A 16,106-nucleotide genomic window follows, 5' to 3' on the forward strand; every position below is an offset into this window, starting at 1 on the left:
CAGTAAAGAAGAAAATAGAATTACATTAATTCAAGAAAAAGAGGAGTGTTTTTGGTGAAAGGAATTTCGTCAAAATGGAAATGGCTTTTGCTGTTTTCGTGTATAACTATTTGTTTCGGAATTTACCCGGAAACAAGAACAAATGCCTTTTCGGGCCAAGTCATTCAAAAAGGTGCGGTTGGTGATGATGTAATTGAAATGCAGGCACGCCTCCAAAACATCGGTTACTATAATGGTAAGATTGATGGTGTATATGGATGGGGCACATATTGGGCACTTCGAAACTTTCAACAAGATTTCGGGCTTCCAATCGATGGTTTGGCAGGGACTACAACAAAACAGAAGTTGACGAATGCCTCTAATTTCAATAAACAATTTGTTCATGAACAGATCAATAAAGGGAACGAGTTCACCTATTATGGGGGAGTCCCTATTGAGAAACAGGTAAAGGCGAAAGGAAATGGGTCTTCGTCTGGAGGGACCGCTTCCGATAAGGCCCCTTCCAAAACAACGACATCAGCCAACCTTCCAGGAGGATATTCTCAAAACGATATACAGCTGATGGCCAATGCCGTTTATGGAGAGGCACGAGGGGAGCCTTATACAGGTCAGGTTGCCGTTGCAGCAGTAATACTGAATAGGGTGGAAAGTGCTGCCTTTCCCAATACCATTTCGGGAGTGATTTTTGAACCTGGAGCCTTTACGGCTGTTGCGGATGGACAAATTTGGCTGACACCGAATGAAAGGGCGAAAGAGGCCGTGGTGGATGCAATCAATGGGTGGGATCCAAGCGGTAACGCAGAATATTACTTTAATCCCGATACGGCAACAAGCAAATGGATCTGGTCAAGGGAACAAATTAAAAGAATCGGAAAACATATCTTTTGTAAGTAAAGAGGTGAAGGGAAATGATCAGGAATATAGTGATTGCCCTGCTTGTTGTAGTTGTTGCAGGTACTGCATTCTGGGGCTATCAAGAACATAAGGAAAAAAATGCTGTATTAATCAATGCGGAAAATACGTATCAGCGAGCCTTCCATGATTTAAGCTATCAAGTGGATTTATTGCACGATAAGGTCGGGAGTACTTTGGCTATGAATTCACGTTATTCATTAAGCCCGGCTTTAACAGATGTTTGGCGTATCACTTCCGAAGCCCAAAGTGATGTTGGTCAATTGCCATTGACCTTACTTCCTTTTAATAAGACAGAGGAATTCTTATCAAAAATTGCGGACTTCAGCTATAAAACAGCGGTACGTGACCTTGAAAAAGAACCACTGAATGATCAGGAATATGCGACTCTGCAATCCTTGTACACACAGGCAGGGGACATCCAAGGAGAGTTAAGAAAAGTGCAGTATCTGGTCCTTAAAAACAATTTAAGATGGATGGATGTCGAAATGGCTCTTGCATCAGGGAAAGAGAATTCGGATAACACGATCATCGACGGATTAAAGACGGTAGAGAAAAAAGTATCTGGGTACGGGGAAACGAATGAGATGAATCCTACTTTTACTTCTGCACAACAGAGGGACGAGAATTTCAAAAATCTGCAAGGTAAAACCATTACAAAAGAAGAAGCAATTGCAACGGCAAAAAACTATGCACACTCAAAAAGTAAAAATTTGCAGGTGAAGGTTGAGGAAAATGGAAAAGGTTCCGATTATGGATTTTATAGTGTCAGCATCCTCGATAAAGATTCCAATACCGAATTGAATATGGACTTGACCAAAAAAGGCGGTTACCCTATTTGGTATATAAATAATAGGGACGTAAACAAAACCAATATTGATTTGAATCAAGCTTACACAAATGCCGAAGATTTTTTAAAGGAACATGATTTCAGTTCACTTGAATTATTTGAAAGCGCTCAGTACGACAATATTGCCTTATTGAATTTCGTGACATCAGAAAATGGCGTCAAGGTTTATCCGGATTCAGTCAAGGTCAAAATCGCATTGGATGATGGATCGGTTATAGGATTTTCAGCCGACGAGTATTTAAAATCACATAAAACCAGGGAAATAGGGAGTCCGAACATATCCGAGAAAGAAGCAAAGGGCAAAATCAACAGTAATGTAAAGATAATGGAAGAAGGAAAGGCGTTAATCATCAATGATATTGGTGAAGAAGTTCTTTGTTATGAATTTCTCGGTACGATCAATGATGATACCTACCGTATTTTCATTAATGCAGATACCGGTCAAGAAGAAAAGGTGGATAAATTAAAGAATTCCGAGCCGATATACGAAAATTTAATTTAATTCATTTATCATGAATCAAAAGTTGTAGGGAAATGTGCTTAGTCACTTTCCCTTTTTATTATTTCATGAAATAATAACTTAAAGATTATTGGATTTATGGGAAAATCCATAGGTGAAATGTTTAAAATTGGTGGTATATTATTGCTCGAACCCAAATACTCATCACAGAAGGAAAAGTTCAATTGTATGGTTGTCGAAATGTGCAACTATTGCTGCCCGAAGGAGAATCGTTTGTGAAAATCCAACGGAGGTAATACGTGCGCCTGCGTGTAACCTTGGATACAGCCGTTCATCCAGAATATTCAGAGTTCACCCCCTTTCGCGCATTAACGGAGGATATCAGTGCAGGCGGAGCTTTCATAAGGTTTTTAAAGGGCACTAATATACAATCTGTTTCGCAATTATACCTGTGGATGGCGCTTACGCTAAAATCAGGTGAGGTTCATTATTTAAGGGTGAAAAGCAAAGTCATTCGCGTATCGGAGAAAGAGCATGGCAATATGCTGCTGCACGTCCAATTTCTTGAACCTACAAAAATGATGGACAGACATTAATGAGATTTATATTTGAAAAGCAGGTCGATTTAAAGAAAAAAGGCATGTATGTATAACATGATTGAATGAAAAACGGCGATTCCATCCATACTGCTAATATAAATAGATGGAGGGTGCGGCTTTTGAAAACATTTGAAAGACTATTAATTAAAGTGATCATCATCCAATTGGCCTGCTTATTTTTTTTCCAGTTCCTTTTGAGCAGGGAGGATCAAATCTTTGATTTGACCAAGCTCTCAAGGTATGAAGGTGTCACTAGCAATAATTATACGAAAATCATTGAAACATTCAATGGTACCCCTAAGTAAAAGTGATTATCCGTTTCAGTTTGTCGACAAAAGGGAGATTCGTAATACTCCCCACCGAACCATGGTTTTAAAAGTGACTTGCTTATCTTCATGTTTTTTACTTTTTATTTGGAATAATCCTGCCCCCTGGATTAAAGAAATATGCGACACTCCTGCCGAATAACTGGCTAGCCGAGACTCAACAGACTCTTGCGGCAAGGAAGCAGATTTCTGGAATCAACTGGCTTTCGTATTTCAATAAAATACTGCAGGCAAACTCGATTTTCCTCAAATTTGTATACAGTCTGAAGCGGTGATCCGCTTTTTTTGTATGAAGATTTTCAATAAAGGATAATTTTGATGGCTGCAGTGATAAAAAAGAACAAAGGTGATTTTGAACGTACACAGCCCTTTTATTAATGATTTTCCTGCTAGTTGTGATAAAATGAAAGGGTACTAAATAATCAGCATGATTGTAGGATTCTTGGGAGGATTTATGGAAAAAAAATTATCAGTCGCAATCGACGGACCAGCAGCTGCTGGAAAAAGCACGGTTGCTAAAATTGTTGCAGAAAAGTTCAATTACATATATGTGGATACAGGTGCGATGTACAGGGCCCTTACTTATAAGGCCCTTAATCAAAAGATTCGCCTGGATGATGAACAAGCATTAGCAGAAGTTCTCATCAATACGAAAATCGAATTAAGACCAAGTGAAAATGGACAGTTGGTGTTCTTGGATAATGAGGACGTGACAGCCCAAATCAGGAATAATGAAGTGACAGGCTCCGTTTCGGAAGTGGCAAAGCACCGGAGCATCCGGGAAGAATTGGTTCGCAGGCAGCAAATCTTTGGTGAAAATGGCGGTGTCGTCATGGATGGCAGGGACATTGGTACACATGTTTTACCAAACGCCGAAGTAAAGGTATTTCTAATCGCTTCTGTGGATGAGAGGGCACAGCGGAGGCATCAGGAAAATATATTGAAAGGTTTTCCATCAGATATCGAAAAATTAAGGGAAGAAATCGCAACAAGGGATAAGCTGGACTCAGAACGCAAGGTATCGCCACTGAAAAAGGCAGCGGATGCTATCGAAATCGATACCACTTCATTATCGATTCAGGAAGTTGCAGAAAGTATCATGTCTTTAATAGAAGAGAGGAAAAGATGACATTGGATTTTTACACATTTGCCAAGAACGTCGTAAAAGGCGTTTTAACGCCTGCGTATAGGGTTAAGACGCTGGGAAAGGAACATATCCCTAAAGAGGGCGGAATATTGATCTGTGCCAATCACATTGATAATTTGGATCCGCCCGTAGTTGGCATGACATCTCCAAGGGACATTCATTTCATGGCGAAGGAAGAGTTGTTTCAAGCACCCGTTTTGAAGGGTATATTACCCAGAGTAAATGCTTTTCCCGTAAAGCGGGGCAATAGCGATCGGGAATCCCTTAGAAAAGGTTTAAAGCTTTTGAAGGAGGGCAAGGCGATTGGTCTGTTTCCCGAGGGAACCAGAAGCAAGACTGGTGAATTGGGAGAAGGATTGGCGGGTGCTGGTTTTTTCGCGTTGCGATCTGATGCCGTTATCATACCGTGTGCAATCATCGGCCCATATAAATTTTTGCGTCCGTTGAAAGTCGTATACGGTCCTCCAATAAATTTCACCGAATATCGCGAACAGAAAATATCAGCCGATGAAGCTACAAAAATCATCATGGACCAAATTGGGAAATTGATTTCCGAGCATAAATAGTCATTCATACTTGACAATTTTCTGATTTTGTTAGAATTTATAAAATAAGGGTATGGTTCCTTATTGCGGATGAAAGGGAGAAATTTTTTTATTACTCTGAAAAAACTGTTTTTATCTTTATTAGGAAAGTGTTTTTATTGAACCACTTTAAATAAAATATGTGGCCGATGAAGAGGGAATTTGCTGATCAGTCATGGGTTAAGGAGGAGTTAGTAATGACAGAAGATATGAACCAGGTAGAAGTGAACAATTACAAAGTTGGGGATCAAGTTAAAGCAACCGTTTCAAAGGTAGAAGAAAAACAGGTTATTGTCAATGTGGAAGACAGCAAGACTGATGGAATTATACCTATCAGCGAGCTTTCAAGCCTGCATGTTGAAAAGGCGTCAGATGCCGTTTCGGAAGGTGATGCATTGGAGCTGGAAGTCATTAAAGTCGAAGAAGAAGCTCTCATTCTATCAAAACGTAAAATTGACGCTCTTAAAGCATGGGATGACCTGGAATTGAAATTTGAAAATGGAGACGTATTTGAGGCAGAAGTTAAAGATGTCGTCAAAGGCGGGCTTGTTGTAGATCTAGGCGTACGTGGTTTTGTTCCAGCTTCTCTAGTAGAAGACTATTTCGTTGAAGACTTTTCTGATTACAAAAACAAAACTTTAACATTCAAGATTGTTGAGCTTGAGAAAGACAAGAATCGCTTAATCCTCTCACATCGGGCAGTGGTCCAAGACCAAAAGGAAAAGCAAAAAGCAACCGTTTTGGATAAGATTGAAAGCGGGCAAGTGCTTGAGGGCGTGGTCCAAAGGATTACAGATTTTGGTGCATTCGTGGATATTGGAGGCGTAGACGGCCTTGTCCACATTTCCCAGCTTTCCCATCAGCATGTCGACAAGACATCCGATGTCGTTTCCGAAGGGGATAAGGTGCAGGTGAAAGTACTATCCATCGATCGTGATAATGAAAGGATTTCACTATCCATTAAGGATACCCTTCCGGGACCTTGGGCAGGCATTGCGGAAAAAGCGGCCAAAGGCTCTACACTGGAAGGTATCGTTAAACGCCTTGTTTCTTTTGGAGCATTCGTGGAGATTTTTCCAGGAGTAGAAGGGCTTGTCCATATTTCACAGATTTCGCACAAGCATATTGCCACACCGCAAGAAGTACTTAAAGAAGGCCAGTCTGTAGAAGTGAAGGTGCTGGAAGTCAATGAATCGGATCAACGTCTATCATTGAGCATTAAGGAACTTGAAGAACCTCAAACCAATTACAACACTTCAGATTATGAGCTCCCTGAAGAATCGAAGGGCTTTCAGCTAGGTGAAATGATCGGTGATCAATTGAAAAAACTAAAATAAGATAATAATGGTGATGGCCTTGGAGAGAAAACAACGAAAATTAGATCATATAGAATTTGCGCTAAAGACAGGACAGCAGCATAAAACCGGACTAGAAGATATTTCGTTTATTCACCAAAGCTTACCAGGTATTTCCTTGAATAATGTGAATCTCACATCAGAAGTTGGCGAACTTGGATTAAGTTCGCCAATTTTTATAAATGCCATGACTGGTGGCGGAGGCCCTGAAACCGAAAAATTGAATGGTGACCTAGCCATTGCTGCACGGGAAACAGGCATCGCCATGGCGGTAGGTTCGCAAATGGCAGCTATCAAGGATTCTAGCCAGCAAGCTTCTTTTAAAGTTGTAAGGAAGGAAAATCCTGATGGTGTGTTAATTGGTAATCTCGGTGGTGAAGCAACAGTCGAACAGGCTAAGCGGGCCAGCGAAATGATCGGGGCCAATGCCCTTCAGATTCATATTAACGTCATCCAAGAATTGACCATGCCTGAAGGGGATAGAGATTTTGCGGGTACCCTTTCGAGAATAGAAAAAATCAATAGAACAATCGGAATTCCTGTCATCGTAAAAGAGGTTGGGTTTGGGATGAGTATGGAAACGGTGAAGCAATTACATTCCGTGGGTGTTTCAATTATTGATGTAGGCGGGTTTGGTGGAACGAATTTTGCTAAAATCGAGAATGAAAGACGAGCAAAGATACTCGGATATTTTAATGAATGGGGCATACCGACAGCCGCTTCGATTGTCGAAGCAGTTACTGTTTCACCACAGATATCAGTCATCGGGTCGGGTGGCATTCAAAGCCCTTTGGAAATTACAAAAAGCCTGGCGTTAGGAGCGAAAGGTGTCGGATTAGCTGGACATTTCCTCAAGCTTTATAAAGAGTTGGGCTTGGGAAATTTGATTAAGGAAATAAATTACATACATGAAGATTTGAAGGTCATCATGACTGCACTCGGGTGCGCTAATATCTCAGAGCTAAGGAAATCGAAATTGGTCATCAAAGGAAATACCCATCATTGGTTATCTCAAAGAGGCATTGATTGTTCGGCGTATGCTAAATGAATGACCACAAAAGAAGCATCTCAATTGAAACGAATTGAGATGCTTCTTTTTGTTCAGGTATAGACTTAACTATTCCTTTTCCGTGCCTCTTCAGGGCTTTCCATTCTTGTTGCCCCTTTGTGATCCAGTGATTGGTCCCTGTCGGACTCCACTCGTTTACTTTCTTTCAATTTCTTCTCTTGCCGGTCTTTTCCCATGTTCACACCTCCTTTTTAAATGATAGAGGGAAGGTTTTCCTCATCAAATGCCGTGCTTTACGTTTATACTTTGAATAAACAAGCCATAATGTTCCTAAAAGGGGGACGGCAGCATGGATGGAATTATATTTTATTGGATTTCATGGATAGTTTGGGTCATTGTCATGTTTTTTATTCCGAAAACGGTTCCCTTTCGTTTTGATTTTCTTTTTCACTTATTAGCCGTTATGGTATTAGCGGGCTATAAACTGGAGGCTCCCTTGGTTTCCGTGCATTTGAGCGGTCCGTATCTTTTCTTTATATTGTGTGTGTATATTAGGAAGAAATCAATCATCAAGATGATGGAACTGATCAGCGGAAGCCTTATCATCACTCTCGCTTATGCCAGTTTTCAACTTTTTTCTTTGCTTGATCCAATATGGCTCATCATGAAACCCTCTTATCTTTTGTGTATTTTCCTGAATTATCTTATCCTACTACTTTTTAAAAATTGGAAACATCGATTGTTCGTCCTTTTAATTGGGATGATGATGGGAGATATCATATATTCTGGATTGCTTGCTTACCACTCTTTACCTTATGTGGCACTTGCTTACGTATGGCATGATAATGCAGTGCTGGTATTGGGTGCAAACATACTGTGGAGAATGTTGGAACTGGTTGGCCAATACATGTATCTAGCATCCCAATCAAGATTTTTATCAAAACAAGGGAAAGAGAATTTTAATCAATGAGGAGTATGGTGAAAAATAGATAGGGCGTATTAGCCGCTTTATCGAAAGACAGAAGTATAAATGGAACCAATTGGCATTGGGAGGCTTTTATTCATACAATCATTGTTGATTGGCGAGAAATTTGTTACTATAGGATAGTTAGAGGTCTGTAGATAAATCGTAAAATGCTCTAAACAATTAAAAAGGAAGCCGTATGTCGAAGCTTTCTTCATTTTTTTGGGCTGATTATAATCAAGTTTGAGCATGCAGAGGGTTCGGCTTCACACCCTTAGGAACTGGGGCGTCAAGTGGACAAACTGCCGGTGAATACTAGATGAGATTAACTGAACATCAGTTGGGATTTTCATACTGATGAAAGATTCCTTTAAATGATGATGGATACAGCCTTTTCCTTTTAAAGGAAATAATGAAAATCAATAATGCAAAGCAACCGTAATAAATGCATTCATGAATTTCGTGACTTTGACAGAGATATAGTAGCAGAAAGGGTGAATAGCAATGCCAAAACCGGTAATTGCGATAGTCGGTCGTCCGAACGTGGGAAAATCGACAATCTTTAATAGGATAGTTGGAGAACGGGTTTCGATTGTCGAAGACGTTCCTGGAGTAACTCGGGACAGGATTTATAGTTCTGGTGAATGGTTGACACATGATTTTAACATTATTGATACAGGTGGAATTGATATCGGTGACGAGCCATTCCTAGAACAAATTCGCCAGCAGGCTGAAATTGCCATCGATGAAGCCGATGTGATCATTTTTATGACGAATGGTCGTGAAGGGGTAACGGCTGCTGATGAAGAAGTCGCTAAGATCCTTTATAAATCGAGGAAGCCAGTTGTCCTTGCAGTAAATAAAGTCGATAACCCAGAAATGAAAGATCAAATTTATGACTTCTATGCGTTAGGTTTTGGCGATCCATTCCCGATCTCCGGGTCTCATGGGCTTGGTCTTGGTGACCTTCTGGATGAAGCGGCCAAACATTTCCCTAAATTCGGCGGTCAGGATTATGCTGATGATGTCATTAAATTCAGTTTGATTGGGAGACCGAACGTAGGTAAATCATCTCTGGTCAATGCATTATTAGGTGAAGAACGTGTAATTGTAAGTGATATTGAAGGTACGACCCGCGACGCGATTGACTCTCCTTATAAATATAATGGCAAAGAATATGTCATTATTGATACAGCAGGGATGCGGAAAAAAGGTAAAGTGTATGAAAGTACGGAAAAATATAGCGTACTTCGTGCATTAAGGGCAATTGAACGTTCAGACGTTGTTCTTGTGGTCCTGAACGCTGAAGAAGGCATTCGTGAACAGGATAAAAAAATTGCCGGATATGCCCATGAAGCGGGTAGGGCGGTCATCATCGTCGTCAATAAGTGGGATGCCATCGAGAAAGATGAAAAAACGATGAAAGATTTTGAAGAAAAGATCCGTGCCCATTTCCTATTCTTGGATTATGCTCCAATCATTTATCTTTCTGCCTTAACGAAAAAACGGACACATACCCTAATACCGGTCATTGACCAGGCTAGTGAAAATCATGCTATCCGTGTTCAGACAAATGTATTGAATGAAGTGGTCATGGACGCGGTGGCGATGAATCCGACACCGACACATAATGGAAACCGTTTGAAAATTTATTATACGACTCAGGTAGCGATCAAGCCGCCAACTTTCGTTGTATTCGTTAACGATCCGGAGTTATTGCATTTCTCATATGAGAGATTTTTAGAAAATCGAATTAGGGATGCCTTTGGTTTTGAAGGAACACCAATACGAATTTTTGGACGCCAGAGGAAATAGTAAAGGTGGTTATAACATGGTGAAAGATAAAGAAAGAATCGCAGTGATTGGAGCTGGGAGCTGGGGAACTGCTTTAGCGCTCGTGATCGCTGATAACCAGCATGAAGTGCGATTATGGGGACATAATCAGAAACAAATTAATGAAATAAATCAAAATCATACGAATGAAAAATACTTGCCTGGGATTGAATTGCCTTTGGGGATTAAAGGGTATTCTTCGATTAAGGAAGCATTGGTCGGGATTGAAATAATAATTTTGGCTGTGCCGACTAAAGCCTACCGGGAAGTGCTTGGTCAGATTGAAGAGGCTCATGATAAGCCGTTGACAATCGTTCATGTGAGTAAGGGGATTGAACCGGATTCCCTGCTTCGTATATCGGAAATGATTGAAGAAGTCTCTTCGGCGGATTGGCTTAAAGATATAGTGGTTCTTTCAGGACCGAGCCATGCAGAAGAAGTCAGTCTGCGTCACCCGACAACAGTCGCCGTTTCTTCAAAGAATATGAAAGCTGCCGAAAGGGTTCAGGACATCTTTATCAATAATAATTTCCGTGTGTATACAAATCCGGACTTGATTGGTGTTGAAATCGGAGGGGCATTAAAGAATATCATTGCTTTGGCTGCAGGCATTACGGATGGTTTAGGCTACGGGGACAATGCCAAGGCTGCATTAATGACACGAGGATTGGCTGAAATATCCCGTCTAGGGGTGGCCATGGGGGCTAACCCACTAACGTTTTCAGGCTTAGCTGGGATTGGCGACTTGATCGTCACTTGTACAAGTGTCCATTCGCGTAATTGGAGAGCAGGGAATATGCTTGGTAAAGGGCAAAAGCTTGAAGAAGTGTTGGAAAACATGGGGATGGTCGTTGAAGGTGTCAGAACCACTAAAGCCGCTTATCAACTAGCTCAAAAGTACGAAGTGAACATGCCGATCACTGAAGCCCTGTACGATGTTTTATTCAATGGGGAAGAAGTGAAAAAGGCCGTTGACCTTTTGATGAATCGATCAAAAACGAATGAGATGGAAGAACTTTTTAACATATTGGATAGCAGGCAGCAGGATTAACCTCCAATCTGTTGATTTTCATAAAAGAATTTCATTAAATTAGGCATTTGATGATGCGCCTTGCCGTGTATCAGCATACAATGCAACGAAAGTAAACTAGTAATTTGACCTCGGCACGGGGGATTTAGTCAAATGAGCAGAAGATATCTAGATATCTTCTGCTTTTTTTATAGGCAAAATTCATCTGTTCTCTTTTAATTTATGAATAATTGAATAAGTTATTCAAATTTGCATAAATTGTTCTGCATATTTCCTTGGTTTTTGTTAAAAATCGACTATTTTTTTTGGTATGAAAATTGCGAAGTGTAATATGACCAAAAAAATTATCTGGGAGGCGAGGAAAGTTGGTTAACTTTCCTCGCTAAAAAAGGAAGGGGAATGATACATGCAAACAGGTAAGCTGAAAAGGTCTTTAAACTTATGGCATATCGTATTGCTTGGTGTTGGATATATGACGCCGATGGTCGTTTTTGATACATTCGGGATAGTTTCCGGAAAAACGGGGGGGCATGTGCCAACCGCATATGTCATTGCTCTTTTAGCCATGTTATTTACTGCAGCCAGTTATGGAAAAATGGTGAAAATTTATCCGCAGGCAGGTTCATCTTATACTTACACGCAAAAAACGATCAATCCACATTTAGGGTTCCTTGTCGGATGGTCTTCGTTACTTGATTATTTATTTTTACCTATGGTGAACGGCATTTTAACAAAAATATACTTAACTGCTCTTTTTCCAAAAGTATACCCGTGGATATGGGTGGTGGCATTTGTCCTTTTAATGACAGTCATTAACTTATTCAATGTTAATTTTGCAGCTAACTTTAATAGCTTCCTTGTTTTTTTTCAAATGTTGGTCATTGTTATTTTTGTGGCACTTGTCGTTAAAGGAGTCATGGGCGGAGAAGGAACTGGAGAGGTCTTATCGGTTCAGCCATTCATCGGGCCTCATATGGAAATGTCGACGCTCATAACAGGTGCTACGATCCTTTGTTTTTCTTTCTTGGGGTTTGACGCAGTCACTACTTTATCGGAAGAAACACCGGATCCATCCAAAACGATTCCCCGGGCCATCTTTTTGACTGCTCTTATCGGAGGGGTTTTATTTGTAACGGCATCATTCTTTACACAGTTATTTTTCCCGGATGTTTCCCGTTTTAGCGATCCTGAAGCAGCTTCTCCGGAAATTGCCCTTTTCGTGGGAGGGAAGTTATTTCAATCTTTCTTTCTTGCGGGAACCTTATGCGGTACCCTTGCCTCCGGTCTTGCCTCTCATGCTAGTGTTTCTAGGCTGCTATATGTCATGGGGCGTGACCAAATGATTCCGAAAAAACTATTTGGGTTTGTCCACACTAAATACAACACGCCATTTTTTAATGTTATATTCGTCGGGTCCATATCGATGGTTGCCTTATTCCTTGATTTGGTGACGGCCGCGTCCCTTATTAACTTTGGGGCTTTAATCGCATTTACCTTCGTGAATATTTGCGTAATCGTCCATGCGATGAGAAACAAAAGCTTCAGAACGATTAAAGGGTTTCTTTCAACTATTCTGTCCCCAGTTTTAGGCGCGGCATCGGTCTTCATTCTGTGGCTTAATCTCGAGCTGAATTCCTTGATTTTAGGAATTGTCTGGGCGGTAATAGGGATTGGTTATCTTCTGTATCGAACAAAATGGTTTACGGAATCCCCTCCGCTATTCCGTTTTGAAGAAGCACAGTGAATCTACTCGATTCATGAAACGAAAGGGAATGGTAAATGGCTGATGAGAAAATGAAGAGGGCGTAAATCCTCATGCCTGTTGCTCGATTCGTTTTTCGTTCTTGAGTTAATAAGGGATGTTTATGGGATGGGGCATAGATGTCACATGGAATGGTTCAGGGAGCCTGCGAGCTGTGCTTTTCACGGCTTACAGGTATGGATTGATCGCAGGTATATGCGTATACCCAAAGAGTCTATCTATACATATGCCGGTGTACTTGTAGGATAGTCGATACTGATGATGGATCAATTATTCATTCCAATGGTCAAGTACATGTTGTTCAGCATTTTCTTTTCAGCCGCTTTTCTTTCTGTACCGGCTTATGCGTGGATGCTGAGTTTACTGATTATTGTGACGTTTAGTTGCGAAAGCAAATGCTGTACTAACGTTCGGCGCCTTGTTTTTCAAGATCATATCCATCGTTTTATCTTCTGTGAAATTATATGAATGAACAAGTGAAAGTGGCGGTAGCAGAAGCTTTGAAAGCATGTACCATTGGGTCCTTAAAGTGCTTTATTAACCTTTATGGATAGCAAACGGTATGGAACCGCCATGATTGGTTAAAGTTGACCTATCTGTGTAAAAAGCCTATGGTGATGAGTATTAAAGACCATCCATGAATCATTACTATCAGCTTAAGCAAAAGATAACCTGCTTAGAATTTACAAGAAAAGGTGAACGGATCTCTAAGTCAAAGCTGCATATCTGATTTTTAGGTTAAAAGGGTCCGCCTAGGGGCCCTTTTGTTGCGGAATGGAGTAAGGGAAATGCTGGATATGAATAATGGTACAAGCTATTTTTTATCTTGCAATTCAGAATTATGATAAAATATAGGGTAGGTTACAAAAGGAGAGTGAAACTATGTTATCTATTCCGGATGATAAAATTAGACCATTCATAACTATAACAATCGATCAGCCTACATTTTCAGACCAAAAAATTCATGAGATACAGGAACCTTTCTTCTTTCTTATGAAGGAAAATCAAGTATTTGCGTATATCCGCATGGATGACCTCCCGTTAAATGAAAAAGTAACGACAGTCGATCAGCTTTTACAGTATGCTTTTTCGATTGATAATGTCTGTAAATTGCACCCTAACATTTCCTTGCCGCATCTGTTTCAAATTATCGGTGAACCTATCGTACTGATAAAAACGGATGAGGGCCTGCTTACCGGTTATGTAAAAAGGGAAGATGTGTTAGCTGAATTATTCAAACAGGACAGCAAACAAAATTTAGACCTGTTAAATGTTATTTTAACCTCCATTCCTATGGGGATTTTTGTGGCTGATAAAGAAAAAAATATCGTGAACTTCAATGAATCAGGCTTGAAGATGATAAAAATGTCTTCTGAACAAGTCCTTCAAGAACCTGCTGCGAACATCTTCAATAATCAGCATATACATAGCGTGTTTACCAGCGGGAGCAGTATTCTGAATCAGCTGGAGATTACTGAAGTCATGAGTGTGCTTGTCGACTATAGCCCGATTCTGAACCATGAAAAAGAAGTCGAAGGCCTGATCATCATCGTTCAGGATTTACCGATGGTTGAGGAAATGGCCATGGAAATAGAATTGATAAAAAGCTCGAATAAAGACTTGAATGCCATTTTAGCGAATATCTATGATGAAATACTTGTAGTCAATCAAAAAGGAGAGCTGCTGCGTTATAGTGACAGCATCATCTCAGGATTCTGGGGGAAGGATTTAAAAGATTATATCGGGAAGAATCTCTTGCAATTGGAAGATGAAGGGATCTTTAATCCTTCGGTCACCCGGTTGGTCCTTGAACAAAAAAAGAAAGTATCGATTGTCCAGGATACGAAAACGAATAAGAAAGTCCTTTCCGTCGGCACCCCCGTGTTCAATGAAAAAGGGAATATAGATCGAATCGTCATTGCATCAAGGGATATAACGGAAACGACACAATTGAAATCGGAATTAAATGAAATGAGGAAAGAACTCGACTCCTTCAAAAAGCAGGATCAATTTTATAAAGAGTTGGTTTTTGCAAGTCCTAAAATGGAGCAGATAATCAGCCAAGTCAAGAAAATCGCTCATTTTTCATCTACTGTATTAATCAACGGGGAGTCGGGAGTAGGTAAAGAAGTGATTGCTGAAGCCATTCATAAAATGGGCAGGCGATCCAAGCAACCTTTCCTGAAGATAAATTGCGGGGCTATTCCGGAAAACCTCCTTGAAAGTGAATTGTTTGGTTATACGAAGGGTTCCTTTACAGGAGCGGATAAAAATGGGAAGATAGGCTACTTTCAACAGGCCAATAAAGGTGTTTTATTCCTTGATGAAGTGGGTGACATGCCTATACATCTGCAAGTCAAGCTGCTGCGGGTCCTCCAGGAACAGGAAGTGATTCCGATTGGTAGCACTACGCCCATTTCCATTGATGTTCAAATTGTTGCGGCCACGAATAAGAGTCTGGAAAAAATGGTCGAGATGGGGACGTTCAGAGAAGATTTATTCTATCGATTGAACGTCATACCCATACATGTGCCCCCTTTAAGGGAAAGGCCGGAGGATATACCACCGCTAGCCTTTCATTTCCTGCAAAAACTGAATGAAAGGTATCAGCGGAATTACCACTTTTCCCCCGATGCGTTAAATATACTGGAAGTCTATACCTGGCCGGGGAACATTCGTGAGTTGCAGAACATGATTGAAAGATTGGTTGTTTCAGCAGATGAAGAGATGATCGATGCTGACTTCATTCAAAGGTTCATACCTGTGGGCAGTGACTTTAAACAAACGAAACCAATCATTACGAGAATCCTTCCGCTGCAGGAGGCACAGGATCATGTCGAAGAGCAATTGATCATGCTTGCCATGAAACAGTATAAAACTACGACCAAAGCGGCAAAAGCGCTCGGAATAAGTCAATCGTCAGTGAGCAGGAAGTATCAAAAAGTGTTAGCTGAACAGAGTAAGAAAATCGAAAAAAATGCATATTGAATAAAAGCCGTTGTCAAGTGATGAAATTTACTTGGCAACGGCTTTTATCTTTATGGAGGCATTTGGCAAGCTTTTTTATAATTTCCCAAGGAAGATTATTCAAAGTGAAATAATGATATGCATGTTTGCATAGTTTCAGAGTGATTTATCAAAAAAAAAAGCGATTTCATTGGATGGTTTACTTGGCATGGTTCTTGCTTGATTAATAAGCATAAGAAAAAAGGGAGGTAAGCATCAAAGTTTCATAAAGGAATTTAAATTAACCATCCACTAAAGATATAAAAAAA

General features: G+C 40.4%; 14 protein-coding genes. 13 read left to right on the plus strand and 1 reads right to left on the minus strand.

Translation table 11 applies throughout. From position 1 onward, the window contains the following. The first annotated feature begins 87 nt into the window (after positions 1-87). From sleB to fni, 8 genes are all read left to right on the plus strand, one after another. On the plus strand, positions 88-894 hold the full coding sequence (sleB, locus tag IOC57_RS15390) for a spore cortex-lytic enzyme (protein WP_286184906.1): 807 nt from the start codon (positions 88-90) through the stop codon (positions 892-894). Between the two features lie 14 nt (positions 895-908). Next, the gene (gene ypeB / locus IOC57_RS15395; RefSeq protein WP_207439548.1) at positions 909-2,264 is read left to right on the plus strand and encodes a germination protein YpeB; all 1,356 of its coding nucleotides are present in this window, start codon (positions 909-911) and stop codon (positions 2,262-2,264) included. A gap of 257 nt (positions 2,265-2,521) precedes the next feature. Continuing rightward, positions 2,522-2,818 carry a PilZ domain-containing protein gene (locus IOC57_RS15400; protein WP_207439549.1) on the plus strand — a complete coding sequence of 99 codons (297 nt, stop codon included), beginning with the start codon at positions 2,522-2,524 and terminating at the stop codon, positions 2,816-2,818. Positions 2,819-2,940: 122 nt separating this feature from the next. Beyond that, positions 2,941-3,126: a YpfB family protein gene (locus IOC57_RS15405; protein WP_207439550.1), complete on the plus strand. Its 186-nt coding sequence runs from the start codon at positions 2,941-2,943 to the stop codon at positions 3,124-3,126. Positions 3,127-3,601: 475 nt separating this feature from the next. Then, on the plus strand, positions 3,602-4,276 hold the full coding sequence (cmk, locus tag IOC57_RS15410; RefSeq protein ID WP_207439551.1) for a (d)CMP kinase: 675 nt from the start codon (positions 3,602-3,604) through the stop codon (positions 4,274-4,276). Beyond that, positions 4,273-4,860 carry a lysophospholipid acyltransferase family protein gene (locus IOC57_RS15415; protein ID WP_207439552.1) on the plus strand — a complete coding sequence of 196 codons (588 nt, stop codon included), beginning with the start codon at positions 4,273-4,275 and terminating at the stop codon, positions 4,858-4,860. The genes cmk and IOC57_RS15415 overlap by 4 nt, the downstream gene beginning before the upstream one ends. A gap of 215 nt (positions 4,861-5,075) precedes the next feature. Next, positions 5,076-6,215, plus strand: coding sequence for a 30S ribosomal protein S1 (gene rpsA / locus IOC57_RS15420; protein ID WP_207439553.1), 1,140 nt, complete (start codon positions 5,076-5,078; stop codon positions 6,213-6,215). 19 nt (positions 6,216-6,234) lie between these two features. Then, positions 6,235-7,281, plus strand: coding sequence for a type 2 isopentenyl-diphosphate Delta-isomerase (gene fni / locus IOC57_RS15425; protein ID WP_207439554.1), 1,047 nt, complete (start codon positions 6,235-6,237; stop codon positions 7,279-7,281). A 65-nt stretch (positions 7,282-7,346) separates the two neighbouring features. Here the strand turns inward: fni and IOC57_RS15430 are convergent, their stop codons facing one another. Further along, positions 7,347-7,478, minus strand: a complete 132-nt coding sequence (locus IOC57_RS15430; RefSeq protein ID WP_069981702.1) for a YpzI family protein — start codon at positions 7,476-7,478, stop codon at positions 7,347-7,349. A 113-nt stretch (positions 7,479-7,591) separates the two neighbouring features. On the opposite strand from IOC57_RS15430, the gene IOC57_RS15435 reads away from it, so the two are divergent. From IOC57_RS15435 to IOC57_RS15455, 5 genes are all read left to right on the plus strand, one after another. Beyond that, positions 7,592-8,212, plus strand: coding sequence for a YphA family membrane protein (locus IOC57_RS15435; RefSeq protein ID WP_207439555.1), 621 nt, complete (start codon positions 7,592-7,594; stop codon positions 8,210-8,212). 498 nt (positions 8,213-8,710) lie between these two features. After that, entirely contained in the window at positions 8,711-10,021 is a 1,311-nt protein-coding gene (der, locus tag IOC57_RS15440; protein WP_207439556.1) for a ribosome biogenesis GTPase Der, read from the plus strand. A 16-nt stretch (positions 10,022-10,037) separates the two neighbouring features. Further along, positions 10,038-11,090, plus strand: coding sequence for an NAD(P)H-dependent glycerol-3-phosphate dehydrogenase (locus IOC57_RS15445; protein ID WP_207439557.1), 1,053 nt, complete (start codon positions 10,038-10,040; stop codon positions 11,088-11,090). Positions 11,091-11,475: 385 nt separating this feature from the next. Then, the gene (locus IOC57_RS15450) at positions 11,476-12,813 is read left to right on the plus strand and encodes an APC family permease (RefSeq protein ID WP_207439558.1); all 1,338 of its coding nucleotides are present in this window, start codon (positions 11,476-11,478) and stop codon (positions 12,811-12,813) included. Between the two features lie 900 nt (positions 12,814-13,713). Continuing rightward, positions 13,714-15,819, plus strand: coding sequence for a sigma 54-interacting transcriptional regulator (locus tag IOC57_RS15455; RefSeq protein WP_207439559.1), 2,106 nt, complete (start codon positions 13,714-13,716; stop codon positions 15,817-15,819). Positions 15,820-16,106: the final 287 nt, after the last annotated feature.

Source organism: Bacillus sp. SD075 (assembly GCF_017355165.1).
In the GTDB taxonomy this organism is placed as follows: Bacteria; Bacillota; Bacilli; order Bacillales; family DSM-1321; genus Peribacillus.

Bases quoted from the DNA above. Each gene is read 5' to 3' on its own strand.
- IOC57_RS15455 (WP_207439559.1), top strand. From the start codon at position 13,714: ATGTTATCTATTCCGGATGATAAAATTAGACCATTCATAACTATAACA.
- rpsA (WP_207439553.1), top strand. From the start codon at position 5,076: ATGACAGAAGATATGAACCAGGTAGAAGTGAACAATTACAAAGTTGGG.
- IOC57_RS15450 (WP_207439558.1), top strand. From the start codon at position 11,476: ATGCAAACAGGTAAGCTGAAAAGGTCTTTAAACTTATGGCATATCGTA.
- der (WP_207439556.1), top strand. From the start codon at position 8,711: ATGCCAAAACCGGTAATTGCGATAGTCGGTCGTCCGAACGTGGGAAAA.
- IOC57_RS15445 (WP_207439557.1), top strand. From the start codon at position 10,038: ATGGTGAAAGATAAAGAAAGAATCGCAGTGATTGGAGCTGGGAGCTGG.
- cmk (WP_207439551.1), top strand. From the start codon at position 3,602: ATGGAAAAAAAATTATCAGTCGCAATCGACGGACCAGCAGCTGCTGGA.
- IOC57_RS15430 (WP_069981702.1), bottom strand. From the start codon at position 7,478: ATGGGAAAAGACCGGCAAGAGAAGAAATTGAAAGAAAGTAAACGAGTG.
- IOC57_RS15435 (WP_207439555.1), top strand. From the start codon at position 7,592: ATGGATGGAATTATATTTTATTGGATTTCATGGATAGTTTGGGTCATT.
- ypeB (WP_207439548.1), top strand. From the start codon at position 909: ATGATCAGGAATATAGTGATTGCCCTGCTTGTTGTAGTTGTTGCAGGT.
- IOC57_RS15415 (WP_207439552.1), top strand. From the start codon at position 4,273: ATGACATTGGATTTTTACACATTTGCCAAGAACGTCGTAAAAGGCGTT.